Below are 26,098 nucleotides of genomic sequence, written 5' to 3'. Positions count from 1 at the left end.
TCCGGTGGGGGCGACAACATCCGCAGGTGAAACCCCGCCATTCACACCACGGCATCATGGGTAATGCCGCCGTGTCCGTTGACGTTCTTTGATGAACCGATATTGCCAGGCGGGTATCATCTCCCCAGCCGGACGCCACGGAGTGGCATCCCTGCCAGGCCTCCTCCCCCCCAAGTTGCATCCGCTCCGCAGCCGTGTTAGATCGGGAGCATGGCTTCTTCTCCTTCCTCCACGCTGATCGACATCCTCTCCGCGGACTCCTACGATGCGGAGCATGTTCCGGGTGCGGTGAATCTCTGCGTCTATGAAACCGCGTTCATCGACAAGGTGAAGGCGGCGTTTCCGGACACGGGCACCGCACTCACCGTTTGCGGATACTGTGACTCCACGAAGGAGGCGGAGGTCGCCGTCGGGCGGCTGGAGGAGGCGGGTTACACCAACGTCTCCGTGATGCCCGGTGGTCTGGAGAAATGGAAGGCCGACGGCGGCACGCCGGAGGGGAAGGGGGATGCCGCCGCTTCATCGGAGGGAAAGCTGGCTGTCGATCCGGGGGCGAGTTTCATCCACTGGACGGGCAGGAACCTTTTCAACTTCCACACCGGCTCACTGAAACTGAAGGACGGCTCTTTGGAGATCCGGGATGGAAAGCTGGTGGCCGGGGAGATCCATGTGGACATGGAATCGCTGGCCTGCACCGACCTTTCGGACTCGGCGATGAACCGCATGCTGGTCGATCATTTGCGGAGCAATGATTTCTTCAGCATCGGGGAGCATCCGGTGGCTGTGTTCACGGTGGTTTCAACGAACCCCATCGATGGTGTCAGCGATGGCCTCCCGAACCATCGCATCACGGGGAACCTCACGCTGCGCGGAAAGACGGTGCCCGTTTCCTTCGACGCGCTCGTCGCGCGGAAGGACGACGGCTCATACGTCGCGCAGGCGATGGTGGATTTCGATCGCACGCAGTGGGGTTCCATCTACGGTTCCGGCAGGTTCTTCTCCAGGCTGGGCCAGCATGTAGTGAATGATGTCATTCACCTGCACCTGAAGGTGGCGACCGTGGCCGGATGACCGACGTCGGAAAAGCAGCATATTTGAAAGGAAAAGCGGACCCATCCGGAGGCATACGCCGATAGACGGAGAGAAGCGGGTCACGTATGGATGGGGAGAAGCCAGAAACTCCTGACCATGTCCGCCAACCCACTCGCCCAGCCCGCAGTCTTCATCCATTTCAACCGGAAGGAGATGGGCACGGCCGCCGCCGCAAAGGTCCATGGGGAGATCCTCCGCATCGTGGCGGAGAAGGGCGGCGCGCGCATGGTGATGGCATGCGCCCCATCGCAGGATGACTACTATGCCGCGCTCATCCCGCTGGTGCGCTCCGCGCCGGAAGTCTGGAGCAAGGTCGAAATTTTCCACATGGACGAGTATGTCGGCCTCACGGCGGATTCACCGCAGAGCTTCCGGAGCTATCTGCGGGAGCACTTCCTGGATCATGTGGAGGTGGCCGCGTTCCACCCCATCGGCGGGGAGGCGGATCCTTCTGCGGAAAGTGTCCGTTACGAAGCGCTGCTTTCCGCCGCGCCCATCGACATCATCAGCATGGGCATCGGTGAAAACGGACACATCGCATTCAATGATCCGCCAGTCGCGGATTTCAACGATCCCCATCTGATCAAGAGAGTGGAGCTGGATGCCATCTGCCGTCAGCAGCAGGTGAACGATGGTTGCTTCCCCACGCTGGACGCGGTGCCTACCCACGCGCTCAGCCTCACCCTGCCCGTGTTCGCCCGTGCCGGGATGCTGGTCTGCATCGTCCCCGGAGTGAGGAAAGCGGAAGCGGTGAGGAACACCCTGCTGGGGCCGGTCGGCACGGCATGTCCGGCCACCCTGCTGCGCGGACATACGAATTCGTTCCTCTATCTCGATGATGACTCCGCCTCGCTGCTCGACCACTGACTTTTCCGGATGATGTCAGCAGCACCTTACTTCGATCTCCAGGTGAATGGCTTCGCCGGAGTGGACTTCCAGCGGGACGATGTGGACGCCGCCGCCCTGGAGCGGGCGATGGACGCCTTGCTCCGCCATGGCACGGGAAAGATCCTGCTCACCCTCATTACAGACCGGGCGGATGCCCTCTGCCGGCGGCTGGAACATCTCCGGAAACTGCGGGAGGCGTCACCCGCTGCCCGGGAAATCATTGCCGGATTCCATCTGGAGGGGCCATGGCTGCTGCCGGAGCCGGGTTATCACGGCGCGCATGATCCCCGCCGCATGTCCGCGCCGGACCTGCGGATGTTCGATCTTTTCCAAGAGGCGGCCGGCGGCCTGTTGCGGCTGGTCACGCTCGCACCGGAGCTGCGCGGTTCTCCGGAACTCATCGCGCACGCCGCATCCCGTGGTGTCAGGACGGCCATCGGCCATTCCAATGCGTCCGACGCGGACATCGAAGTCGCCATACACGCGGGCATGACGCTCTGCACCCACGTGGGGAACGGTGTGCCGGTCACCATGCACCGCCATGACAACGTGATCCAGCGCTTGCTGGCGCGGGACGAGCTTACGGCGGTCTTCATCCCGGATGGCATCCACCTGCCGCCCGGAGTGCTGCGGAATTTCGTGCGCGCGAAGCCACCGGGAAAAGTCCTCTTCACCACCGACTGCATGGCCGCCGCCGGTGCCGGGCCGGGCCGATACTCGCTGGCCCACGTGGAGGTGGAGGTGGGGGAGGACGGCGTCGTCCGTGAGCCGGGCAAGGAAACCTTCGCAGGATCTTCGCTGACGATGGACCGTGCGGTGGAAAATGTGCGTGGCTTCCTCGGCTGGTCGCGTGAGGATGCGGTTGCCGCTTGCTCGATACGGGTGGGATGCATGCTGGGCCTGTAGAATGTGGCTGCAAACGGGGCGATCCTCGTGTTGGATTCCCATATGACGCCCGAGCTTTCCGTCTGGCAGCACGCCATCCCTGATGATGTGGAGGAACTGCTGCCCCTGCTGGAGGCATTCTACTCCGAGGAACAACTGGATCATGACGCTCCGTCCGTCCGCTCGGCGGTCGTGGACCTGCTGGCGGATCCGGATCTCGGCGGCGTGTGGTTGCTGCGGGTGGAGGGCGTGCTGGCCGGGTATCTCATCGCCACGCTGGGCTTCAGCGTGGAGTTCGGCGGACGCTATGTCCTGCTGGATGAACTTTTCATCCTTCCCGAGTTCCGGGGTGGGGGGAAATGGCGTCAGGGATTCCGAGAGGTGGAATCATGGGCGCGGCAGCGCGGCATCCACGCGCTGCGGCTGGAAGTGAACCACCACAATGAAAAAGCCGGGAACCTTTACCTTGCGGATGGTTTCAGTGATGATGAACGCTCTATTTTCACGAAGCGTCTCGGTTGAAAATGGAATGCTTCGGCGGGACGCCGCAGCCACGGCCTGCCGCGGGACGCGACAGCCACCGTTTCATTGCCGCGGGCTCCCGCTCAGGACGCCGTCACCGCGCCACGATCATCACTTAGTCCGGATTTCTCCAGGAAGTAGTCGTAGCCGCCGCTGTACTTCGTCAGCAGGGCGCCCTTCTCCGGATTCTTCTCGTTCCGCGTGATGTGGTAGGTGCTTTCCGCCAGCGTGCGGATGAAGTGGACGTCGTGGGAGATGAAGACCAGTGTGCCTTCGTAGTTCTTCAGCGCCTGCACCAGCGAGTCGATGGAAAGGATGTCGAGGTGGGTCGTCGGCTCGTCCATCAGCAGGAGGTTCGGCGGATCGACCAGGAACTTCACCAGGTTGAGGCGGGACTTCTCACCACCGGAAAGGACGCCGCAGCGTTTCTCCACATCCGCACGGCGGAACAGGAACGAGCCGAGGATGGCGCGTGCATCCTCCTCACGGAGAGTGGTGCAGGAAGCCATGACCTCCTCCAGCACGGTGTTGTCCTCATTGAGGGCTTCGGAGCGATGCTGGGAGTAGTAGCCGATCTTCGTCGCGTACCCCGGCTCGCGCTTGCCGCCACTGATCGGGATGACCCCGGCCAGGATCTTGAGCAGGGTGGACTTGCCCGCGCCGTTCGGGCCGACGAGAACGATCTTCTCGCCCTTGTCCACGACGAGGTCGAGGCCCTTGTAGATCAGCTTGTCGCCATAGGACTGTTCCACCTGGCTCAACTCGATGACCTTCTGGTTCGAGCGGGGCGGCTGGGGGAAGTTGAACTTGAACGGCTTCCTCGGCGTGCGCGGCTTCTCCACCCGCTCCAGTTTTTCGAGGAACTTGATCCGGGACTGCACCTGCGCGGCTTTCGAGCCGACCTGGCGGAAGCGGTCGATGAACTCCTGGTGGCCTTCGATTTCCTTCTGCTGCGCCCGGTAGGCGGCGGTCTGTTGCTCGAACCGTTTCTCCCGCTGGTCCAGGTAGGAGGTGTAGTTGCCGGTATAGGAAAGGAGGGCGGCGGCGTCCGGGTCGATCTCGACGACGGTCTCGATGATGGAGTCCATGAAGTCCCGGTCGTGGGAGATCATGAGGATGGCTCCGGAGTAGTTCAGCAGGTAGCGCTGGAGCCAGAGCAGGGAGATGAGATCCAGGTGGTTGGTCGGCTCGTCCAGCATGAGCAGGTCCGGCTCCATCACCAGCAGCTTCGCCAAGTGGGCGCGCATGACCCAGCCGCCGGAGTATTCACGCGCGGGTTTGGCGAAGTCGTCCTGTTTGAAACCCAGGCCAGCGAGGATCTTCTTCGCTTTCGGCTCAAGCTGGTAGCCGTTCAGCGCGGTGAACTGATCCTGTGCGTGGGCGAACTCCGGGGAGGAAAGGTTGCCGGACTTTTCGCCCTCGCGGATGGTCCGGAGGTAGCCGATGAGTTCCGGTGTGATGCCGATGGCGATTTCCAGGATCGTTTCGTCGGTCGGCTCGCCCGCCTCCTGTGGGAGGTAGCCGGTGATGGCGTATTCGTCGCGCTCGATGGTGCCTTCGTCAGGCTGGTCTTCATCGAGGATCATCCGGAAAAGGGTGGACTTGCCGGCGCCGTTCGGTCCGACGAGGGCGACGCGCTCGCCCCAGTTGATGGTCATTTCCGCCTCGCGGAGCAGGGTGCGTCCGCCGAGGGTCTTGGTGAGCTTGTGGATCGTGAGCACGCGGCGGATGTAGTGGAGAGGAGGGCTGTGGGCAAGGGATTCCCGCATTCCGGGAAATCCGGCGCGGACCGCCCGGGGGAGGCTCTAACTGTTGGAAACCGCTATTGACCTTGACGGGGAGGGGGGGTGACGGGCTTTAATACCGCATCCAGAACACTACATGCGTCCGAAACACACGACACGAAAAAAGATGTCCCACCGCATTGGTCGGGCCGCCGCCTATTCCTCGCTCGCGCTGCTTTCGGTGGCTGGAGAGCTGAAGGCGCAGGACTTCGAGGGAAAGACCATTTCCGAACTGTCGATCCAGTATCGCGGTGCGAAGACGGTTGATGAGGCCCGCATCCGCAACCTCATGAACACCAAGGCCGGAACGACCTACCGCGCCGAGGGGCTGGACAACGATATCCGCACGCTCTTCGCGTCCGGCCTCGTTGACGACGTGCGTTTCCTTGCCGAGCCATCCGGCGCGGGCGTGAAGGTCATCGCCGAAGTGACGACCCGTCCCGAACTGGTGGGGGTCGGTTTCGTCGGCAACACGATTTTCAAGGACCAGAAGCTGGCGAAGGAGTCCAAGCTCAAGACCGGCAGCGCCCTCAGTGACGAGCAGATCCTGGAAGCCCGCCGGAACATCGAGAAATATTACCAGGGCTACGGCTATCCGGACGTGTCCGTGACCCACCGCACCCAGCCGACCGCCCGCGAAGGCGCCTCCGACCTGATTTTCGTCATCGACGAAGGCCAGAAGAACGAGGTCCGCAAGATCCGCTTCAACGGCAACAACAACTTCACCGCCAGCGAACTCCGCAAGGAGATGAAAACGAAGGAAAAGGGCTGGTTCTCCTGGCTCACCAAGTCCGGACGTTTCGAATCCACCCAGCTCGACACCGACCAGGAGGCCATCTCCGACTACTACCAGAGCAAGGGCTACCTCCGCGTGCAGGTGGATGTCACCCGTGAGCCGGTTTCCGATGGCCGCGTGGACCTCGTGGTGAACATCAACGAAGGCGACAAATACACCGTCAACGGTGTCAGCTTCGGAAAGATGACCGTCTTCCAGTCGGATGAACTCTACCCCGCGCTCACGCTGAACAGCAATTCCGCCTATTCCTCCAAGAAGATGCGGGATGACGTCACCATGATCCGCAGCTACTACGGATCCCGCGGCTATGCGGACGTGGTGGTCGATCCCCACATCACCGACGCCGGCCCGAACCGGGTCAACATCCACTACAAGATCACCGAAGGCTCCCGCTACCGCGTGGGCAAGGTCAACATCGAGGGCAACACCAAGACCAAGGACAAGGTCATCCGCCGGGAAGTCCCGCTCAAGCCGGGTGACTGGTTCAACTCCGTGGAACTGGACACCACCAAGGCCCGTCTGGAGAACCTCCAGTACTTCAGCGAAGTGCAGGCTTCCGGCAGCCCGGGCGGTTCCGGCTACCGCGACGTCAACGTCCTCGTCGAGGAGAAGGCCACCGGCTCCGTCGGTGTCGGCCTTGGTTTCAGCTCGATCGACAGCATCGTCGGCTTCCTCAACCTGGAGCAGTCCAACTTCGACCTCTTCAATCCTTGGAACTTCACCGGTGGCGGCCAGCGCTTCGCGATGAACCTCCGTCTCGGTTCCGAGCGGACGGACTTCAGCATGTCGCTCGTCGAGCCATGGTTCATGGACAAGCAGCTCGCGCTCGGTGGTGAACTCTTCTTCCGCCAGTCCACCTACTTCAGCGACTACTTCGAGCAAACGAACGTCGGTGCCGCCGTCTCCCTCCGGAAACCCCTCGGCAACCGCAGCTCCCTCAAGTTCGAATACCGCCTCGAGCAGGTGGAGATCGACCTGGAGAACAATGTTCCCGCGGTGTCCCTCCTCAACGGCGAGGAAGGCGACTTCCTCCGCAGCGCGTTGTCCGCGAACTACATCTACGACAGCCGGGACAGCACCTTGCTTCCACGCAGCGGCCACAAGTTCGACGCCGGCCTGACCGTTGCCGGACTCGGCGGCGATGTGGAAACCTTCACCCTCTCCCTCCAGGGGCAGAAATACTGGAACCTCAAGTGGGACACCATCCTCTCCCTCAACGGTGAGCTTGCCTTCGTCGATGGATGGGGTGGCGATGTGCCGGTCTTCGAACGGATGTTCCTCGGCGGTGGCCGTACCCTCCGTGGCTTCGAGTTCCGCGATGTGGGTCCGCGTGACGTTGCAGGTGGCACCGGTGAAGTCATCGGCGGCCAGTCCCTCGGCTTCCTCTCCGTGGAATACACCGTGCCGATCGTCGAGACCGTCCGTGCGGCCGTCTTCTATGACATGGGCTTCGTCAATGCCGGAAGCTGGGATCCAAGCCCATCCGATCTCTACAGCGACGTGGGTGTCGGCATCCGCCTCAAGCTGCCGATCAGCCCGCTGCCGCTCGCGCTCGACTACGCCATCCCGGTCAGCTCGCCTGACAAGGAGGCCGACCAGGGCGGCCAGTTCAACTTCTACCTGAACTACCAGTACTAAGAGACTCGTAGTGGATTTTCCGGAAAACCGGCCTTCCGCAAGGGAGGCCGGTTTTTTCTTGGGAGAAAGGGCGTTCCGTCATCCCAAAAGGATGAAATCATGAAGGAAGCGATCGAGATCATGGCCCGGATTCTGGCGGCCGTCGCCATTCCGGTGTTGATCATCCGGTTCTCCCGGGCGGCAGGTCAGCCGGGAAGAACGAATGGAGACCGGACCTGGCTGGAGTATGGCAGGGGAATCAGGATTTTCACCGCGTTGCTGGGTGTGCTGGTCCTGTGGTTGATTGGCCTCTGGATTTTCTCAGGGCCGGAGCAACGGTTCGATGCAATGATGCTGGTTCTGATCTTCGGGTCGTTGGCCATACCTCTCGTGCTGGAGGTGTTTTGGGTTCGCATCGGCTGTGACGGCAGCACGTTGTGGTGCTTCTCTCCTTGGAGAAGAAACCGCGAGATTCCACTGGAGGAGATGGGGACTCCCTATTACTCCGCCTTGATGAAGTGGTGGGTGATTCCCACCCGGCGACATGGCAAGGTCCGGGTTTCCGATTTTCTTGCCGGGAGAGATGCTTTTCTCAGGAGACTTGGTGTAAGAACGACGCTGGGTTGACGGGTTCTATGTGCGAGCCCAAGGCCATTCATCTGCTTCTGCCCCTGCCGCCGGTTACTTTGACGGCAGGCCCGTCTCAAAATCATACTCCAGCTTCCTTCCGTCCGCGGTGTTAACCTGCAGCTTCCCGGCCTTGGACACACCTGCGACACTTCCCCATTCGTAGTGGGAGACGGTCCGGAGCAGGGACTCCTTCTCCGGGACCAGCTCCTTGAGCGGAACTTCCCTGAAGATCTTCCCGTTCTTCCAGAAGGTGAGGATGGTCATCTCAGGCCGGTGATTGACGGGAATGAGATTCAGTCCGTCATAGGCGGTGACCATATGGATACCATCGTCGGACAGGAAAATGGAGCGGAACCATCCGTTGGTCCGCCACAGGACCCTTCCGCCGTTCCTTGTCTTGCAGAGGGTACCTTCCTTGGGATCGGAGATAACCACTGTCTTTTTGTCCGAGGACTCCGTGGCGTGGTGTGCTGGCGGCGGCAGTGGCGCATCCGCCAGCAGGGTGCCCGCACTGAACAGGAGAGGAACCAGCCATCCCGGGATCTTCATCCTTTTACCATGGCCAGAGGAGATCCCTTCCGCAAGGCTGCGGTTGCGGGGTTCGATACCGTCACTTTATGAAACAGGGTTCCAACCAGGAAGCATCGGTGAAGCTGGAAATCCGGACCGGACAGGGCAACCGTGGGGATCTCCCGTTTTCGCTGGCCCGGTTCCAGATGATCCACGGCGGGGTGATCCACGGACGGGTGATGCTTCTCCCTACGGAGGAGCCGGATCGGTGGGAGATTGTCCTCCCCCTGGTTCTGGAGAACGGCGACACCCCGGAGAGATGGCTGGGGGTGCTGGGCGAGTTCCTGGCCGGTGAGGGCTTCGAGGTCGAGCTGCCGGATTTCCCGTAGAGAGTCGGATTGTTGTAGCGAGCCTCGCGCAGGTTCGGTGGAGTGGGCGTCTGATAGGGGAGAGGCTCCGGTTCTCCATGGACTGCCCCCCAGCCGAATCTCTCACGAGATTCGCTACCCCGGGGATCGCCATCTCTCACACCACCGCCGCATCCGCCACGCGCATGCCGTCGAGCGCCGCGCTGACGATGCCACCGGCATAGCCCGCGCCTTCGCCACAGGGGAACAGGCCCTTGATCTCCGGGTGCTCCAGCGTGTCATCCCGGCGGGGGATCCGCACCGGGGAACTGGTGCGTGTCTCGAAGCCGAGGAGCAGCGACTCGCTGGAAACATAGCCGCGCATCTGGGTGCCGAAGAGTTTCAATCCTTCCCGCATGCGGCTGGTGATCCACTTTGGCAGCAGCTCATGGAGCGGGGAGGATTTCGCGCCGGGGAAGTAACTCGTCTCCGGGAGATCGGTGGAGATTTTCCCCGCGATGTAGTCCGTGACCCGCTGGCCGGGCGCGACTTGTCCGCCACCGCCCGCCTTTTTCGCGGTCTGTTCCAGTTGCTTCTGGAAGACGATGCCCGCGAGCACGCCGTGTTCCTTGGTGAGGTCCTGGATGTCCTCCGGCTCGACCGTGGAGATCATGCCGGAGTTCGCGAAAGGCGAGTCGCGCCGGGAAAGGCTCATGCCGTTCACCACCACTTCGTCATTCTCTGTGGCGGCGGGGACGATCCAGCCACCCGGGCACATGCAGAAGGAATGGACGCCGCGGTCGCGGATCTTCGTCGCCAGCCGGTAGCGTGCGGCGGGCAGCAGGTCGGGCCGCGGCTGGCCCGGGGAAAGGTGGTACTGCACCCGGTCGATGAACGGCTGCGGATGCTCGATGCGGAAGCCGACGGCGAAGGGCTTCTGCTCCATCAGAACCTTTTTTTCCGCCAGCAACTTGTAGATGTCCCGCGCGGAGTGGCCGGTGGCGAGGATCACGCTGTCCGCGGTGATTTCCTCTCCGCCTGCGGTGACCACGCCATGGAGGCGGTTCCCGGTGAGCAGGAAATCCACCACCTTTGTCTGGAAACGGACCTCTCCGCCCGCGGCGATGATGGACCCCCGGATGGCTTTCACCACGTTCGGCAACAGGTTGGAGCCGATGTGCGGGTGCGCGTCCGTCAGGATCCGATCCGGCGCACCATGGGCGACCAGGATTTCATAGACCCGGGCGACCGGGCCGCGCTTGGTGGCGCGGGTGTAGAGCTTGCCGTCGGAGTAGGTGCCCGCTCCGCCTTCGCCGAAGCAATAGTTCGACTCCTCGATGACCCGTCCCTCGCGGAGAATCGGTGCCAGGTCGAACCGGCGGGCGCTGGCGTCCTTGCCGCGCTCCAGGACGATGGGTTTCACGCCGGTTTCCAGACAGCGCAACGCAGCGAAAAGCCCGGCCGGCCCGCAGCCGACGATGATGCAGGTCTTCGCGTCAGCGGGTAGGGGAGGGCAGGACCAGGTGGGCGGTTCCTCGGCTTCGAAGGGTCCATCCAGCGCCACATCCAGCCTGAGCTGCACTTTCACCGCACGCTGGCGGGCGTCGATGGAGTGCTTGCGGAGCTTGGTGTCCGTGACCCGTGAACGTGGCAGCCCCAGCTTTTTCGCCGCCTCCTTGCGGCGTGATTCCTCGTTTTCCGACTCTTCGAGCGGAAGGATGATATCGACGGTTTCAACAGTGGCGGCCACGGGCGGGCAGGATGGAGGGACGGCGGCGGTGGTTCAATCCCGAAGGCACGGGGATGAGGAATCAACGGGTATGTCTGACAGTATTCAGGGGTTGCGAGATCAGTTCGATCTGTTTGAATCGATCCAAGATGACAACATGGCGCTGGGCTCTTTCCGGGTTGTTGCCCTTCTTTCTCTTCCAAGAGGCGGGAGCGGCCGCGCTCTATTGGATTGGCGCGGAAGATGAGGCCGGCATCCCTCTGAAATGGAGCACCGGTCTGGATGTGATTCATCAGCAGTCGGCGATTGGCAGTATAGCCCGACTTACCGGGCGGTCCGATCTTGAATCGATCCGCAATTATGTCGCCTATTACTCGACTGCTCCGGAGCGTGAGATTCCTCCGGGATTGCTTGAAATTTGGCTGACTTCTCCGGACGGCTCCAGTGAGGAAAGCTCCGGAGAAAGGCCAAGGGGCGATCGGTTTTTCGATGGCAATGAGGAGATTCGGGGGGGGCGCGATAGCCGTCGGGGTGAAGGATACTACGCCGAATTGGTCCCCATTGGTAACTCGATCGAGGTGATTCCGGAGCCATCCGCCGCGCTGCTGCTCATCGCCGGTGGATGCCTGTCCGGCCTGCGCCGCCGACGTTGATCCAAGGCGAAGCGAATCCGTGGCGGTAGCGAATCTCGTGAGAGATTCGGCGGTGCGTTGCTCTCCCAGGTAAGTCAGCTCCGGTCCCCAGTGGACCTCCCCACAGCCGAAGGTCTCACGACCTTCGCTACACCCGGATGCCGCTACTCGCCGGAGATCGCCTTCTTCCGCCCTTCTCCATCCACGCTGACGAAGGTCACATTCGTGGAGAAGATCGGCCCGCCGTCCGATTTCGTGTCACGCACCTCCACGGCGTAGGTCACGCTGGTGGTTCCTTGTTTGGCCCGCTCGCATTTGATCGCGAGGATGGTTCCCTGGCGGACGCTGTGGCGGAACTCCACCAGGTCCATCCCCACGGTGACGAACAGGCTCTGCGGGTAGTCCAGGCTGGCGGCGATCCAGGATGCCTCATCCACCCACGCGAGCAGGCTGCCACCGAAAAGGAACCCATATTGGTTCAGATCCGCTGGTAGGACGAGGCGGTGGGTCTCCATGAGCGGGATGGCTTACCAGCGGCGGCGTTTCTCCTTGGAAAGTGTCGCATCCAGCGACCATGAGCCTGCACCCGTCAGGAGGATGGCAACCACAGCCGCCAGATAAAGCAGTGCTTTTTCCTTCACCAGGAACGGATCGCTGTGATGGATCTGGAATGCGGCGATGACCATGGTGAAAGCCAGGATGAAAGCCGCCGGACGGGTAGCCAGACCGATGATGAGCAGTCCCGCCGCCACCACTTCCGCGCCGATGGTCGCCATCATGCTGATCGGCGGGGTCATGTATTTCAGCGGGAACAGGTCCGGCACCGGGAAGGCATCCTTCTTGGCTCCGAATGCCTTGATCTTGTCGATGCCATGTCCCAGCAGCATCATCAGGCCGATGGAGACTCGGAGGACGAAGATTCCGAAGGAGGCGGTCAGATCGCGGGTGCCGCAATCAAAGAAGAATTTTTTCATTCAGCGGGAGCAGAGGTTGGTTTCGGAGAGACAGTGATGCGTTTCAGCCGGTCGTCTCCGCCCGGGGAGGATGAAACGACCGCCGGGTCCCCTACGAGAACATTGTGCACCAATCGGCGGTAGTAGGCGTTCAGCGGCCTCATCTGGAGGGATTTGCCGGTGCTTTTCACCCGTTCCGCGAGGGCGCGCACTTCCTCCTGGAGCCGGTCTTCCTGAATGGAGCGGTAGTGCCCGCAGTCCACCTTGATCCGCTCCGCGTCCGGGATGTGGCGGCGCAGGATGCGGTTCACCAGATACTGGAGGTCGTCCAGGCGGTCGCCGTCATGGCCGATGATGGATTCGCTGTCCCCCGAGTGGATCTGGAGACAGGGTCCGTCGTGGGTGTCCTGCACCTCGATGGTCACCGTGAAACCCAGGTGCCCCAGCATCGTGTCCAGGATCCGCGTTGCTGTTTCCACATTGGTCATACCGCCAATCTATCAGGAACCTTGGTCGGGTCAACCTGCCGGGACCTTTTCCGTTTGAAATTCAGAGTTCGCTGGCGAAGAGGGTGGCCAGTTGCTCCGCGTGGATGGCCAGGTGGCGCTTTTCGGTTTCCGTGAAGTCATGCGGCACGTGCTTGCCGATGCCCAGCGTCCCCAGCACCTTGCCGCTGCCATACATCATGACGGGTACGGCCAGGGAACCCGCGACATTGGTTTTCCGGGCGTCTTCCTTCGCCACGCCGCCCAGATCGGCCTGGAGGTTGCACAGCTCCACCGGCTCCTTTTTCTCCGCCGCCACCCCGGCGATGCCCTTGCCGAAGGGGATGCGGGTGATCTTCTCCAGCACGAACTCCGGCACCCCGATCTGGGCCTCCAGCTCCAGCAGTTCCCCGCTGGCGTCCGTCCGGTGGATGGTGCCCGTCTGGCAGTCGAACTCCTGGAGGATGGTGGCGAGCAGCGCCTCGAAATCGTGGGTCGGTTTCATTTCCCGCTTACCTAGCACGGGAACCCGGCGGCGTCATCCATCTTGATGGGGGATAAAGAAGGAGGTGGGGTATTGGGGTTGTGGACGGTTTCTTTCAGCGCAGATTAAGAGGATTGATGCGGGATTGCGCAGATTGATTCAGAAATTCCCGATACCCTATTCTTAATCTGCGCTTGAAGAAGGCCTCCCTCACGCTGGTCATCCAGTCAGGGTAGTGAGCGGAAAAATGCCTCTTGGCGGACCGGTCCGGGTGGAATAGACGGGGAGACGTATGAAAAACCCTTTCAAGTCGGTGGCTGTTTTCCTATCGGTTGCCTCGACAGTGGCAGCGGCATCCATCAAGGAAGAGAAATTCGGGGAAATGCCGGACGGGCAGGAGGTGAAGATCTTCACCTTGGAGAACGGGAAGGGCATGCGGGTGAAGGTCACCGAGTATGGCGCCATCCTGGCATCCGTGGAAGCCCCGGACCGGAATGGGAAATCCGCCGAACTGACCCATGGCCATGACACCCTGGAAGGCTGGCTGAAGGACACCGCCTACTTCGGCGCGACGGTCGGCCGCTTCGGCAACCGGATCGCGGACGGGAAGTTCACGCTGGATGGAAAGGAATACACGCTGGCGAAGAACAACAGCCCCGGCGGCATGCCGTGCAGCCTCCATGGCGGGAAAGTCGGCTTCAACAAGGTGCTGTGGAAGGGGACAAAGACCGCGGATGGCGTGGAGTTCACCTACCTGTCGAAGGATGGCGAGGAAGGCTTTCCGGGAAATCTCTCCGTGAAGGTGACCTACACGCTCAACGACGACAACGAGCTGGGCTGGCACGCCACCGCCACCACGGATACGCCCACGGTGGTGAACCTGGTGCAGCACGCCTACTGGAACATCTCCGGAGATCCCGCCGCGCCGGTCACCGACCAGTTGCTGACACTGGAGGCGGACCACTACCTGCCGACCAACAAGGGCCTCATCCCCACCGGGGAGCAGGCTCCGGTGGCGGGCACGCCGATGGATTTCACCAAGCCGACCGAGATCGGGAAAGGCGTCGGTGAGGATTTCGAGGCGCTCAAGCTGGCAGGCGGTTACGACCACGCCTGGGTGCTGCGCCCCGGCAGCGGCGTGCGCAAGGCGGCCACCGTCGAGGACCCGAAAAGCGGCCGCATCCTCACCGTTTCCACGGACGCCCCGGCCATCCACTTCTACCTCGGCAACTTCCTCGACGGCTCGGTGAAGGGCAGGGGAGGCGTTCCCTACCACAAGCGTACCGCCCTCTGCCTGGAAACGGAGGCCTTCCCGGACGCGCCGAATCAGCCCTCTTTCCCCAGCACCGTGCTGCGGCCCGGCGAAACGTACCAGCACCGCATCATCTTCAAGTTCGCCGTGCGGTGAGACCACGCTTGCCATCCCCCCGGTATCCCGGCTGAAACTTTCCCGCAGTCCCTGAATCCCACTCAGTCCCCAATGTCGTCCGACCTTCTTCCCGCCCTGCTCGCCGCCACTTCCTCCGTGGACATCAGGGCGTCCGGCTTCTCCACCAGCATCAAGCTGAACTTCGTCGATTACTCGATCCTGGCGGCTTACATCCTTACCGTGATGTTCATCGGCTTCGCCCTGAAGCGCTACATGAAGAACTCGGAGGACTTTTTCCTCTCCGGCCGTGCGATCCCCGGCTGGATCACCGGCCTCGCGTTCATCTCGGCCAACCTCGGCGCGCAGGAGATCATCGGCATGGCCGCCTCCGGCGCGGAGTATGGCATCATGACCGCCCACTTCTACTGGGTGGGAGCCATTCCCGCGATGGTGTTCCTCGGCGTGTTCATGATGCCGATGTATTACGGCTCGAAGGCACGCTCCGTCCCGGAGTACCTGAAGATGCGCTACGATGAGAAGACGCGGACCTTCAACTCCGTCTCCTTCGCCGTACTTACGCTGTTCTCCTCCGGCATCTCCATGCACGCGCTGGCGGAACTGCTGAACCTCCTGCTGGGGTGGAACTACCATGTCTCCCTGCTGGTCATCTCCGTGGTGGTGCTGGCCTACATCCTGAAGGGTGGCCTCAGTTCCGCGATCTACAATGAGGTGCTGCAGTTCTTCATGATCCTGCTGGGCATCGCCCCGCTGGCATGGCTGGGCCTGGAGGCCGTGGGCGGCTGGAACGGACTGGTGGAGAAAATTTCGACCACCCGCCCGGAGGCCATGCACCTGTGGAAGGACACCGCCGGCATCAGCAATCCGCTGGGAGTGCCGTGGTATGGCATCCTGTTCGGCCTCGGCTTCGTCCTTTCGTTCGGCTACTGGTGCACGAACTTCGCGGAAGTCCAGCGCGCGCTGGCAGCCCGTTCCATGGGAGCGGCCCGCCGCACGCCGCTCATCGGTGCGGTGCCGAAGATGCTGTTCCCCGCCGTGGTCATCCTGCCGGGCATCATCGCCTACGCGCTCACCCACATGACGACCAACAGCGGTTACGTCATCCCGATGAAGGACGGCGTCTCCAACTACAACCAGGTGCTGCCGTCGATGATCTTCCACTACTTCCCGAACGGCATGCTCGGGCTGGCGCTTACCGCCCTGATGGCCTCCTTCATGTCCGGCATGGCGGCGAACGTGACCGCCTTCAACACCGTCTGGACCTACGATATCTACGAAAGCAAGTTCCCGGGGGTGAAGACGGACCGCCAGCTCATGAGGATGGGCCGCTACGCCACCATCTTCGGCGTCCTGCTTTCCATCGGCTGCGCCTACTTCGCCAGCAACTTCAACAACATCATGTCGCTGCTGCAGATGGTCTTCGGGTTCGTGAACTCGCCCATCTTCGCCACCTTCCTGCTCGGCATGTTCACCGTCCGCTCGAACAGCCGCGGTGCCTTCTGGGGGCTGGTGGCGGGCACCACCTCCGCGTTCGCTTTCCATGGCCTGAGCATCGCGACCGGAAATCCCGTCGGCTTCATCAAGGGCGGATGGATCACCCCGCTCATCGAGCTGCCGAAGGAAATGTCCCAGAGCTTCTATGTGGCGGGCGTCGCCTTCACCGTCACCTTCGTCACCAACGTCGTCCTATCCCTGACCCAGGCGCGGGAAAAAACCGACGCCCAGCTCGCCGGTCTGGTCTATTCCCTGACGCCGAAGCACGTTGAGGAAGGCGGCAAATGGTACACCCGCCCCGCCGTCCTCGGTGCCCTCATCATCATCGCGGTCACCGCGCTCAACTTCTACTTCTGGTAACCTCCACAACCACCGTCATGGCCTTTGATCTCCGCCTTCCCATCGGCATTCTCTTCACGCTTTTCGGCCTCATCCTCACCGGTTACGGCGTGGCCACGCGGGGGAGCGAGATGTATGAGAAATCGCTCGGCAAGAACATCAACCTGGAGTGGGGGATCGTCCTGCTGGTCTTCGGGTTGTTCATGCTGGCGCTGACCCGGTTGGGCAAGAAGCCCGAATGAGGTGACCAAGCCTGCCCCTGCCTCACGGGTACATTTCCCGCGATGGCTTCCCGCGGCCACTTTTCCCAATGAAACTCTCGATTTACACCGGCGGGTTCGTGCAGACGAACGGCTACCTCGTTGAAACTCCGGACGGTAATTTCCTCATCGACGCTCCGGAGGGGGTGACGCGCTGGATCGCCGCGAAGGGCGTGCGGGTGGATGACGTGCTGCTCACCCACCAGCACTACGACCACGTCACGGACGCCGCCGCGCTGAAGGCCGCCGGTGCGCGGCTCCATGCGCTGGAGGACTACTCGAAGGACCTCACCCTGGAGTCAGCCGCCCGCGGCTGGGGGCTGCCCATTTCGGTGGTGCCGTATGAAGTGGACCGGAAATTCACCATCGGCGAGCCGCTGGTCATCGCCGGGAAAACCCTCCGCCTCGCCCACGTGCCGGGGCACTCGACGGACAGTGTGACGTTTTATCTGGAGGGAGATGGGGTGCTGTTTTCCGGGGACACCCTGTTCGCGGAATCCATCGGCCGGACGGACCTGCCGGGAGGCAGCACCCAGCAGCTTCTGGACGGCATTTTGACCAAGTTGCTGACGCTGCCACCGGAGACGAAGGTCTTTCCCGGGCACGGTCCCGCCACCTCCATCGGCCACGAGATGAGGCAAAATCCCTACCTCGCCTGAAAAAGACGGAAGCGGGGCATGGCATCGCTCCAGATGGTGAGAAAACGGCTGGAAAACCCGCGTTTCCTCTGGGAGACTCCGGGTGTTGGTAGAGTCCCTTCCGTTGCCTGAAATTCATCATGCCTGATCCTTCCCAGTCACCCGAATCAACGGTCGTGATCCCGGAGGGGCTTCGTCGGCAGCTTGATGATTTCCGCCGCCATTTGTGGCGGATCAAGGTGCTGGAGGCATGCATCGCCGGGGTGGTGGGCTTGGTTTTCTCATTCCTGCTGGTGTATGGACTGGACCGGGTCTGGCAGACGCCGGGGACGGTGCGGCTGGGGATTCTCCTTGGCGGGGTTTCGTTGTTCGCGGTGTTCGCGCCGTATTGGTTGCACCGCTGGGTCTGGCGTCACCGCCGGGAATCGGAGCTGGCCCGCCTGATCGCCCGGCGGTATCCGGGGCTGGGGGACCGGTTGCTCGGCGTCATCGAGCTTCAGAACCAGACGGGAAATTCGGACACGCTGTCCCCGCGGCTGCGGGCGGCCGCCATGGAGGCCGTGGCGGTGGAAACCGGAAAGCGCAAGCTGGATGGAGCGCTGCCACCACCGAAGCACCGCCGCTGGGGGATGGTGGCGCTGCTGCTGCTCATCGTGGCGGCGGCTTCTTTCACCTTCACGCCGCGGGCCGGGATCAACGCGCTCCAGCGCTGGCTGATGCCGCTTTCCGATACGGAGCGTTATACTTTCACCCTGCTGGATTCTCCGCCTGCGAAGCTCGCCGTGCCGTTCGGCGAGACGTTCGACATCGTCCTGAAACTCCACAAGAATTCGGAGAACCGCCCCGTGGATGGTGTCGGCCGCTATGGCCTGCAGCCGGAGATTTCCGCGAAGCGGGCGGGGGATCTCTATCGCTTCGCGTTCCCCGGCCAGCAGGAGAAAGGCACCATCGTCTTCAACATCGGGGACGCACGGCATGAGGTGGCCGTGGAACCGGTGCTGCGGCCCACCGCGGAAAAGCTGTCCGTCCACGTGAAGCCACCGGCCTATCTCCAGGTGCCGGACAGGGTGCTCGAACTGAACGGTGCCTTTTTCAACGCCGTCGAAGGCAGTGAGGTGGTCATTTCTTTCGCCACGAACCGCCCGCTCGCCTCCGCGGACTATGGCCCGACGAAGGAAATCGCATCCGATTTTCCACAGGAAGGCGCGTTCGGGCCGGTGTCCGGTTCCCTGTCGCTGAAGGGGCTGGTCGCATCCACCCCGCCGGTCACGGTGGGTGCGCGGCCATTCGAGATTCCGTTCACGTGGAAGGACAAGCTGGGACTTGCGGGAGGGGCGGAGTTCAAGGTGCGGGTGGATGCCTTCCGGGATGCCGCCCCGGCGGCCTACCTCCAGGGGATCGACCGGCAGAAGGTGATGCTGCCGGAGGAAACCGTGGATTTCGAGGCACTGGCGGAAGATGATTTCGGCGTGAAAGTCAGCGGGATCGAGTGGAGGGGTGAATCGACCCGTCCGACCAGCGAGACTCCCGCTGCGGGCGAGATGAAGCTGGCGGAGGGCAATCCGGAGGACAGGCGCCTCAGCAGGCCGGTGGCGTTCTCTCCGGCTGCGGTGGGCATCGCCCCGCAGAAGATCATGCTGCGTGCGTTCGTGGAGGACTATTTCCCCGGACGCGGCCGGATCTACTCGGAGCCGGTGACGATCTATGTCCTCACTCGGGACGAACACGCGCAGATGCTGAAAAGCCAGTTCGACCGTGCCATCACGGAACTGGAGGATGTGGCCCGCCGGGAGCAGAACCAGCTCGATGAAAACCAGCGATTGGAGAAACTGACAGGCGAGGAACTCCAGACAGAGGAGAACCGCAAGCGGCTGGACATCCAGGAACAGGCGGAGGCGGAGAACCTCAACCGCATGGAGGAACTGACGGAGCGGATGGAGAAGCTCATGCAGGACTCCGCGCGCAACGGGGAGATCGACAAGGAAACGCTGCGCAAGATGGCGGAGTCGCTGAAGTCCCTCCAGGAGCTTTCCGGAAAGGACATGCCGAAAGTCCGCGGGAAGCTGGGCGATTCCCAGGACCCCTCCAGCACACCGGAGAAGACGGAGAAGGATCTCGCGGAGGCGGTCGAGGAACAGAAACGGGTGGTCGAAAAGATGCAGGAGGCGGTTGAGAACGCGAACGATGCGAACCGCCGCTTCGAGGCAGGCACCTTCGTGAACCGCCTCAAGAAGGCCTCCTCCGAACTGCACGGAGTGAAGGATACGCTGAGACAGGCGGCGGAGAAAATTTTCGGCCTCCGGATGAGCGAACTGGACCCGGCGGATGCGCGGATCCTTACGGAAGCGGGACGCCAGCAGTCGGACACCGGATCGGACATCCGGTGGATCCAGGAGGACCTCACCCACTACTTCGCCCGGACGAAACAGGAGATGTTCAACACCATCCTGGTGGAGATGAAGGACTCACAGATCGATGTCGCGCTGGAGGACATCCGCTCCAGCTTCGGCACCAACCAATCATCCATCGGTTCCGACAAGAACGAGGAATGGGCGAAGCGGCTCGCGGAGTGGGCGGCGAAACTGGATGAGGAGAACAAGAAGAACAACATGGCCGGCGGTGGCGGTGGTGGCGGCGAGCGCAGCCCGGAAGATGAGGATTTCGAGTTCATGCTGCGCGTCATGAAGATGATCCAGCAGGAGCAGGACCTGCGTTCCCGGACACGGGCGCTCGAACAACTCAGGAGATCCGCCGACATCCGCAAGGAGGGGACCGAACCATGAAATTTCCGCATCACATCATCTTCGCCCTGCTGGCCTGTGGGGTTTCCCTTGCCGCCGGACCGGTGGACAAGGAGGCGGTCATGCAGCAGCACCGGGAAGGCTCCGGGAAGCTGGCGGAGGATCAGGACGAGCTTTCCGCGGACGTCCAGCAGCTCACCATCGAGGAAACCGTCCCGCAGGTCATCAAGCTTCTGGAAGAGGTGGAGGGGATCATGGACGAAGCCACGGACTGGCTCCTGGAGCCGGATACCGGAGGCCGGACCATCGCCGCGCAGACGGAGATCATCGAGAAGATCCATGCCGCGGCGAAGGAGCGGCAGAAGCAGAACGGCAGCGGCCAGGCCGGTGGCGCGATGATGGACATGATGGAGCGCATGATGGGCAAGGAACCCGGACAAGGGGAGGGCCAGCAACAGGGCCAACCCGGCGGCGACCAGGGTGGGCCGGGCAACAAGTTCGGTGAGTCCGACACACCGAACGGGAACATCACCGGTGACGCGAACGAGAAATCCGTGGCGAGGAAAGTTCCGAAGGCGGCGGGCAGTGCGGGGAAGGCTCTGCCGGAGGAGTTCCATCGGGCGCTGGATGCCTACAACCGGGGGGCCGGGCAGAAGGGGAAATGATCATGCCGCGGTCCATCCTTTGTGCGTCCCTCGCTTTTTCAGGCATGGGTGCTCCGGCGTTTTCCCAGGATCTGCCTGGACGGAAGGAAGATGTCATCCCCCAGCAGGTGGAGCTCATCTATGAGCGCGGCCTCCAGTATCTGGCGAAGAGCCAGAACGCGCGCGGACACTGGGACGATGGAGTGGGTTCCGAGCCGGGCGTGGTGGGCCTCTGTGTGGCCGCTTTCCTGGCGCACGGGGAGGATCCCAACAACGGCCCCCACGCCGCCGTGATCCGGAAGGCGATCGACTACATCATTTCCGAGCAGAACGACACCAACGGCTACATCGGCAACAACATGTACAGCCACTGCTTCGCCACCAAGGCGCTGGCGGAGGCCTACGGCGTCATCGACCATCCCGATGTGGCGGCCGCTCTGAAGAAAGCCGTCGCCCTGATCCTCTCCGCGCAGGATCGGAACAAGTTCAAGGCCTGGCGCTACCAGCCGGACAGCAAGGACGCGGACACCACCGTGACCGGCGGCCAGTTGGTGACCCTGTTCGCCGCGCGGAACGCCGGGCTGGAGGTGCCGCAGAAGGCCATCAACGACGGTCTGGCCTACATCGCCCAGTGCCGCGGTGCGGACGGCTCCGTAGGTTACACCTCGCCCAGCGGCGGGAAGCCCACCCTCACCGCCATCGGATCGCTCTGCCTCTCGCTGGCGAAGGAGCGTGACTCGAAGCCCTACAAGGCCAGCCTGGAGTTCCTGAAGAAGAACCTCGACTACCGGGACCGCTACTACCCGTTTTACTACGAATATTACATGTCGCAGGCTCTCTTCCATGCGGATGAGGACACATGGCGGGAGTGGAACCAGAGGAACATCCGCTACATGGCGACCCTCCAGGGGAGGGATGGTTCGTTCCCCGGAAACCAGGGTGCATCCTTCAACACCGCGGGCGCGCTCCTCTCCCTGGCACTGAACTACCGCTACCTGCCGATCTACGAAAAATGATCCTCCGACTTTCCATCTTGCTGGCACTCGGCGCCCTGACCGCATCCGCGGAGAAGGAGCCGCCCCGCCAGGATCTGCTGCGCTTTTCGAATGGCGACCAGCTCCACGGCACCTTCGCCGGGATCGGGACGGGCGCGAAGATAGCATGGAACCGGGAGGATGTGACGGGAGCCATCGAGCTTTCCTCCTCGGAGGTCAGGCAGGTGGTTCTCAATGGCGGCAGGCCCAGGAAGCCGATGGCCTCCCTTTCCTGTGTCACGCTTGTCGATGGGGACAGGATTCCCGGCGTGCTGAAGTCCTTGGATGACAAATCCGTGGTGCTGGAGACTTCCTTCGCCGGATCCGTCACACTGCCAAGGGAGCGTGTGGCGATGGTGGCCCCCAGCCCGCTTGGCGGCAGGCTGATCTACCATGGCCCGTATGAAGGAGAGGAATGGAGCGCCGTCAACATGGCCGTGCCCGATGGGGTCCCGGCGGAGACAGCCGGGAAAGATGCCAAGGATGACCCGACCAAGCCCGGCCACTGGAAATTCTCCGGCTCCGCCTGGTACTGGCAGGGCACCCGGCCCGGCACCGCCCTGGTCCGGAAGGAAGGGATGCCGGACCGTTCCGTGCTGCGCTTCAGCCTCGCGTGGAAGAACCGCATGTCGATGGCCTTCGCTTTCCACGCCGACTTCCAGCGGCCGCAGGCGGCCGGGGAAGAGGTCATCGGGAACGCGGCCGCCAACCAGTTCCCTGCGGATGCTTCCTCGTTCCCCAAGCTTTTCGGCAGCAGCTATGTCCTCCAGATGAGCGGCAACAGCGTGCTGCTCTACCGGGCCGGTTTTGATGAAGGCGGCAAGCCTTCGGTCGAAGCCATCCGCTCGAACAGCTACAGCGCCCGCCTCGGGGAGTCGGACAATGTGACGGTGGAGCTGCGCTGCAACCGCCAGTCCGGGGAGATCTCGCTTTTCATCAATGACGAGTTTTTCGGCCAGTGGAGCGAGGGTCCTGCCGGGGCGGGTACCACGACCTATTCCGGGAAGGGAGGGGGCTTCGGCTTCATGGTGCAGAGCATGAATTCCCCGGTCCGCATTTCGGACATCGCGATGGCGGAGTGGAATGGCATGCCGGACTCCGCCCGCAGCCTGCAGGTGGAGGATCAGGACATCGTCCTGCTGGCGAATGGCACGGACCGCTTTTCCGGAAAAGTCACCGGCTTCAAGGATGGCATGGTCCTCCTGGAGGGAAGATACGGTGGCTTCCGCTTCCCGCTGGATGACCTTGCGGAGATCCGCTTCGCCCGTGGGGGCCTCGCAAAGCCGCTGGAATCCACCGCGGGGGAGATGACCATCCACCTGGCGCCGCTGGGCAGGGTGACCGGAAAACCTGTGGAGGGTACCGCCTCCCATGTCCGGTTGCTCACCCCCTCCGCAGGAGAGTGGAACATCGATCTGGCTCCGGCGACCATCCTTGATTTCAACCCATCCAACAGTTTCCTCGATGATTGGGATGTCCAGTTCTGACCGCCTCATGCTTGCGGCCTCCATGGTCATGCTGGTGGTGGCGGGAAACCTCCGGGCCGACCTCATCTCCCTGTCCGGGGAGGGACGCCTGAGCGGCACCGTGCGCTCGATCAATGGCGAAGGAGTGGTGGAACTGGAGTCTTCCCTGGCGGAGGAACCCATTTTCCTCCGCGCGGAAGCGGTGCGGAAGGTCGCCTTCGGCAACGACAATGAGAGCGGGGATCCGCCCTCATGCAGGGTGGAACTCAACAACGGGGACGTCCTCCCCGTGGAGATCGAATCCCTGGATGACCGGCAACTGGCGGTGATGTCACCCATGGCGGGCAGGTTGCTGATCCCCCGCTCCGCCCTGAAGTCCCTCGTGATGGGCATCCACCCGAACAAGGTCATCTATCCCCGCGGCGGATCTTTCGAAGACATGAAGCCGGAGGGGCCGCAGGGGGACAACTGGAACTTCGACGAAGGGGCATGGAGCGTCCAGGGCCAGGGGAGACTGGTCCGGAAACTGGAGCCGATGGCGCAGTTTTCCGTGAAGTTCAACCTGTCCTGGAGCGGCAATCCTTCGTTCCAGTTCCATTTCGCCGATCCGCTGCTGCCTTCCGCCCAGGTGGCGGACCGCTACCTGTTCCAGTTCGGCAACGGGGGGATCGAGGTCAGGCGGGAGTCTGCCAAAGGCGGACGCCGGTCCACCACGCTGCTGTCGCTCAACCGCCGTCCCGACCAGTATCCGGAGAACCACCTGCGGGTGGAGATCCGGGTCGATCGCACGAATTCCATGCTCCATCTTTTCCTCAATGACGAGCCGGAGGGTCGCTTTGGCGATCCGGTGGCGAATCCCCCGGAGGGGGGCGGCATCGCCTTCTCCAGCACCGCGGGGAATGAGACCCACATGACCATCAGCGGCGTGGAGATCGCGGAGTGGGACCATGACGGTGACCGCCACCGCACGGAGGACCGGGGGGATGCGACCGTGGACGCGCTGATCGAAAAGCGGGGGGACCGTTTCGGCGGCAACCTGCTTTCCATCAAGCCCGGGCCGGAGGGACCGTTGTTCGTCTTCAAGAGCGATTTCCAGGAAACTGCCATCGAACTGCCCGAGTCCGAGGTTTCGACCGTGTTCTTCAAGACCGCCGGGGAGGTGCCGGGGAAAGTGTTCCATCCTTTCGCGCTGCGGTTGCGCGGACAGGGGATCATCCGGGTGGCTTCGTGTTCCTTTCCGGGGGACCGGATCGAGGCAACCCATCCCCTTCTCGGTCCGCTGGTGCTGGAGCGCCGGGAAGTCACCGCCCTGGAGCGGCTGGAAGAAAAGGAGGGTGAACCATGATGCGCCGCATGCTCATGCTGCTCGTCCTGGCGGCGGCCTCCGCTGCCGCGCAGGAGAAGCAGGACGCGGTGATCCGCTTCGCCAATGAGGATCAACTGCCCGGATCGCTGGAATCCCTTTCCCGCGACACCGTGGTCTGGAATTCAGCGATCCAGACGAAACCCGCGGCATTCCGGGCGAAGGAAGTCCTGGATGTCGCCCTGTCAGGACGGATGCCCTCCCTGCCATCCAGCCATGAAGCGACCCTCACCCTTGCACGCGGGGACACCGTGAAGGGGGAGATCGCCTCGGTGACGGACGACGCCATCGAGCTGGATACCTGGTATGCCGGCCGGTTGAAATTCCCGCGGGTGATGGTGCGCGAGCTGAAGATCTCCGACCGTCCGAAGCTCCTGTATGCCGGGCCGTCTTCGCTGGAGGGCTGGACGCTTTCGACCGAACCCGCGCCATGGAAATACCGGAGCGGCGCATTCATTTCCGTGGAGCCGGGCGGCATCGCCCGGGATATGGAACTGCCGGATGGATTCCGCTTGTCGTTCGACGCCACCTGGCGGAACCAGATTCATCTCACCGTGATCGTCTATTCCGACGACGCCTCCACGGACCAGCCGGAGAATGGCTATGAGGTGAAGTTCCGCGGCCGGAGCATCCAGGTCCAGCGCTGCGGCGGGAACCCGAATTTCCTCCAGCCGCAGGCATCCGTGCAGGAACTGTTGCAGAATGAGAAGGCGAAGATCGAGATCCGGGCGAGTTCACGGACCAAGACCCTGGCCCTCTACGTCAATGGAAGGATCATCGAGTCATGGGTGGACCAAGGGATGAATCCGGAGGTGCTGGGCCGGACAGTCCATTTCGTATGCCATGACAACGGGCGGCTGAAGGTCTCGAACATGGAGCTTTCCGCATGGGATGGCATCCTTGACGAAACGCCCCCTCCGGGAAATGGAATGGGCAACCGCTTCAGGAACATCGAGATGTTCGGGGAAGAGCAGGCCGAAGCGCGCCCGGTGAAGGACCGGAGCCTGGAAGGCCGCATGATGCTGAGGAATGGTGACAGCATTGCCGGCGAGGTGCTTTCGATCTCCGAAGGGGTGATCACGCTGAAGACCAGCTTCGATGAGATCAAACTGCCGGTCGCCCGCTTTCGTGACATCGCGCTCAAGCCCGCGAGCCTGGAGGAACCGAAACGGATGATCGGGGATGTCCGGGCATCCCTGGTGGATGGCAGTTCGCTGGTCTTCCGGCTTGAGTCGTTCGGGGAGGACAAGGTCCGCGGGTTCAGCCAGAACTTCGGCACGGCGGATTTCGACCTGAAAGCCTTCAACCGTCTGGAATTCAACATCTACAACCCGCAACTGGACGCGATGCGGGCGAAAGAGGACTGGTGAGCGGGGTC

At 62.5% G+C, this 26,098-nt stretch carries 25 protein-coding genes; 18 read left to right on the top strand and 7 right to left on the bottom strand.

All coding sequences use genetic code 11. The features are described 5' to 3' along the window. Positions 1-210: 210 nt before the first annotated feature. The 4 genes from KF712_18035 to KF712_18020 all read left to right on the top strand — a co-directional run bounded on the left by KF712_18035 (position 211) and on the right by KF712_18020 (position 3,387). Positions 211-1,071, top strand: coding sequence for a YceI family protein (locus tag KF712_18035; protein MBX3742890.1), 861 nt, complete (start codon positions 211-213; stop codon positions 1,069-1,071). A 117-nt stretch (positions 1,072-1,188) separates the two neighbouring features. Then, entirely contained in the window at positions 1,189-1,959 is a 771-nt protein-coding gene (locus KF712_18030) for a glucosamine-6-phosphate deaminase (protein MBX3742889.1), read from the top strand. A gap of 12 nt (positions 1,960-1,971) precedes the next feature. Beyond that, complete coding sequence (locus KF712_18025; GenBank protein MBX3742888.1) at positions 1,972-2,886, top strand: amidohydrolase family protein; 915 nt, start codon at positions 1,972-1,974, stop codon at positions 2,884-2,886. 42 nt (positions 2,887-2,928) lie between these two features. Then, on the top strand, positions 2,929-3,387 hold the full coding sequence (locus KF712_18020) for a GNAT family N-acetyltransferase (GenBank protein ID MBX3742887.1): 459 nt from the start codon (positions 2,929-2,931) through the stop codon (positions 3,385-3,387). An 83-nt stretch (positions 3,388-3,470) separates the two neighbouring features. Here KF712_18020 and KF712_18015 read toward each other — a convergent pair whose 3' ends face one another. Next, positions 3,471-5,108, bottom strand: coding sequence for an ABC-F family ATP-binding cassette domain-containing protein (locus KF712_18015; GenBank protein MBX3742886.1), 1,638 nt, complete (start codon positions 5,106-5,108; stop codon positions 3,471-3,473). A 190-nt stretch (positions 5,109-5,298) separates the two neighbouring features. Here KF712_18015 and bamA point away from each other — a divergent pair, with 190 nt between their 5' ends. Both bamA and KF712_18005 read left to right on the top strand, forming a co-directional pair. Then, a complete protein-coding gene (bamA, locus tag KF712_18010) occupies positions 5,299-7,605 on the top strand; it encodes an outer membrane protein assembly factor BamA (protein ID MBX3742885.1) in 2,307 nt (768 codons plus the stop codon). 99 nt (positions 7,606-7,704) lie between these two features. After that, the gene (locus tag KF712_18005) at positions 7,705-8,211 is read left to right on the top strand and encodes a hypothetical protein (protein MBX3742884.1); all 507 of its coding nucleotides are present in this window, start codon (positions 7,705-7,707) and stop codon (positions 8,209-8,211) included. Between the two features lie 54 nt (positions 8,212-8,265). Here the strand turns inward: KF712_18005 and KF712_18000 are convergent, their stop codons facing one another. Next, positions 8,266-8,763: a hypothetical protein gene (locus KF712_18000; GenBank protein ID MBX3742883.1), complete on the bottom strand. Its 498-nt coding sequence runs from the start codon at positions 8,761-8,763 to the stop codon at positions 8,266-8,268. 68 nt (positions 8,764-8,831) lie between these two features. Here KF712_18000 and KF712_17995 point away from each other — a divergent pair, with 68 nt between their 5' ends. Next, the gene (locus tag KF712_17995; GenBank protein ID MBX3742882.1) at positions 8,832-9,113 is read left to right on the top strand and encodes a hypothetical protein; all 282 of its coding nucleotides are present in this window, start codon (positions 8,832-8,834) and stop codon (positions 9,111-9,113) included. Positions 9,114-9,249: 136 nt separating this feature from the next. On the opposite strand, the gene KF712_17990 is transcribed toward KF712_17995, so the two are convergent. Continuing rightward, complete coding sequence (locus KF712_17990; protein MBX3742881.1) at positions 9,250-10,821, bottom strand: FAD-dependent oxidoreductase; 1,572 nt, start codon at positions 10,819-10,821, stop codon at positions 9,250-9,252. Positions 10,822-10,949: 128 nt separating this feature from the next. On the opposite strand from KF712_17990, the gene KF712_17985 reads away from it, so the two are divergent. After that, on the top strand, positions 10,950-11,453 hold the full coding sequence (locus tag KF712_17985; GenBank protein ID MBX3742880.1) for a PEP-CTERM sorting domain-containing protein: 504 nt from the start codon (positions 10,950-10,952) through the stop codon (positions 11,451-11,453). A gap of 143 nt (positions 11,454-11,596) precedes the next feature. Here KF712_17985 and KF712_17980 read toward each other — a convergent pair whose 3' ends face one another. The 4 genes from KF712_17980 to KF712_17965 all read right to left on the bottom strand — a co-directional run bounded on the left by KF712_17980 (position 11,597) and on the right by KF712_17965 (position 13,375). Next, the gene (locus tag KF712_17980; protein MBX3742879.1) at positions 11,597-11,947 is read right to left on the bottom strand and encodes an acyl-CoA thioesterase; all 351 of its coding nucleotides are present in this window, start codon (positions 11,945-11,947) and stop codon (positions 11,597-11,599) included. A 12-nt stretch (positions 11,948-11,959) separates the two neighbouring features. Continuing rightward, complete coding sequence (locus KF712_17975) at positions 11,960-12,406, bottom strand: DoxX family protein (GenBank protein ID MBX3742878.1); 447 nt, start codon at positions 12,404-12,406, stop codon at positions 11,960-11,962. Then, on the bottom strand, positions 12,403-12,873 hold the full coding sequence (locus KF712_17970; GenBank protein ID MBX3742877.1) for a single-stranded DNA-binding protein: 471 nt from the start codon (positions 12,871-12,873) through the stop codon (positions 12,403-12,405). Before KF712_17970 ends, KF712_17975 begins: the two co-directional genes overlap by 4 nt. Before the next feature lie 61 nt (positions 12,874-12,934). After that, positions 12,935-13,375, bottom strand: a complete 441-nt coding sequence (locus KF712_17965) for a GAF domain-containing protein (GenBank protein ID MBX3742876.1) — start codon at positions 13,373-13,375, stop codon at positions 12,935-12,937. A 271-nt stretch (positions 13,376-13,646) separates the two neighbouring features. Here KF712_17965 and KF712_17960 point away from each other — a divergent pair, with 271 nt between their 5' ends. The 10 genes from KF712_17960 to KF712_17915 all read left to right on the top strand — a co-directional run bounded on the left by KF712_17960 (position 13,647) and on the right by KF712_17915 (position 26,090). Next, a complete protein-coding gene (locus tag KF712_17960) occupies positions 13,647-14,762 on the top strand; it encodes a galactose mutarotase (GenBank protein ID MBX3742875.1) in 1,116 nt (371 codons plus the stop codon). Positions 14,763-14,834: 72 nt separating this feature from the next. Next, positions 14,835-16,595 carry a sodium:solute symporter family protein gene (locus KF712_17955; protein MBX3742874.1) on the top strand — a complete coding sequence of 587 codons (1,761 nt, stop codon included), beginning with the start codon at positions 14,835-14,837 and terminating at the stop codon, positions 16,593-16,595. A 17-nt stretch (positions 16,596-16,612) separates the two neighbouring features. Then, positions 16,613-16,816: a hypothetical protein gene (locus KF712_17950; protein MBX3742873.1), complete on the top strand. Its 204-nt coding sequence runs from the start codon at positions 16,613-16,615 to the stop codon at positions 16,814-16,816. A gap of 68 nt (positions 16,817-16,884) precedes the next feature. After that, on the top strand, positions 16,885-17,493 hold the full coding sequence (locus KF712_17945) for an MBL fold metallo-hydrolase (GenBank protein ID MBX3742872.1): 609 nt from the start codon (positions 16,885-16,887) through the stop codon (positions 17,491-17,493). 119 nt (positions 17,494-17,612) lie between these two features. After that, positions 17,613-20,255: a hypothetical protein gene (locus KF712_17940; GenBank protein ID MBX3742871.1), complete on the top strand. Its 2,643-nt coding sequence runs from the start codon at positions 17,613-17,615 to the stop codon at positions 20,253-20,255. Next, positions 20,252-20,878, top strand: a complete 627-nt coding sequence (locus tag KF712_17935; protein MBX3742870.1) for a hypothetical protein — start codon at positions 20,252-20,254, stop codon at positions 20,876-20,878. The genes KF712_17940 and KF712_17935 overlap by 4 nt, the downstream gene beginning before the upstream one ends. Beyond that, positions 20,875-21,873: a terpene cyclase/mutase family protein gene (locus KF712_17930; protein MBX3742869.1), complete on the top strand. Its 999-nt coding sequence runs from the start codon at positions 20,875-20,877 to the stop codon at positions 21,871-21,873. The genes KF712_17935 and KF712_17930 overlap by 4 nt, the downstream gene beginning before the upstream one ends. Further along, positions 21,870-23,378: a hypothetical protein gene (locus tag KF712_17925; protein MBX3742868.1), complete on the top strand. Its 1,509-nt coding sequence runs from the start codon at positions 21,870-21,872 to the stop codon at positions 23,376-23,378. The genes KF712_17930 and KF712_17925 overlap by 4 nt, the downstream gene beginning before the upstream one ends. After that, the gene (locus KF712_17920) at positions 23,365-24,702 is read left to right on the top strand and encodes a hypothetical protein (protein MBX3742867.1); all 1,338 of its coding nucleotides are present in this window, start codon (positions 23,365-23,367) and stop codon (positions 24,700-24,702) included. Before KF712_17925 ends, KF712_17920 begins: the two co-directional genes overlap by 14 nt. Beyond that, the gene (locus tag KF712_17915; GenBank protein ID MBX3742866.1) at positions 24,699-26,090 is read left to right on the top strand and encodes a hypothetical protein; all 1,392 of its coding nucleotides are present in this window, start codon (positions 24,699-24,701) and stop codon (positions 26,088-26,090) included. The genes KF712_17920 and KF712_17915 overlap by 4 nt, the downstream gene beginning before the upstream one ends. Positions 26,091-26,098: the final 8 nt, after the last annotated feature.

This window comes from Akkermansiaceae bacterium, from assembly GCA_019634595.1.
GTDB lineage: Bacteria > Verrucomicrobiota > Verrucomicrobiia > Verrucomicrobiales > Akkermansiaceae > Luteolibacter.
Note: the sequence above shows the minus strand (reverse complement) of the source record. Positions and strands in the feature narration are given on the sequence as shown.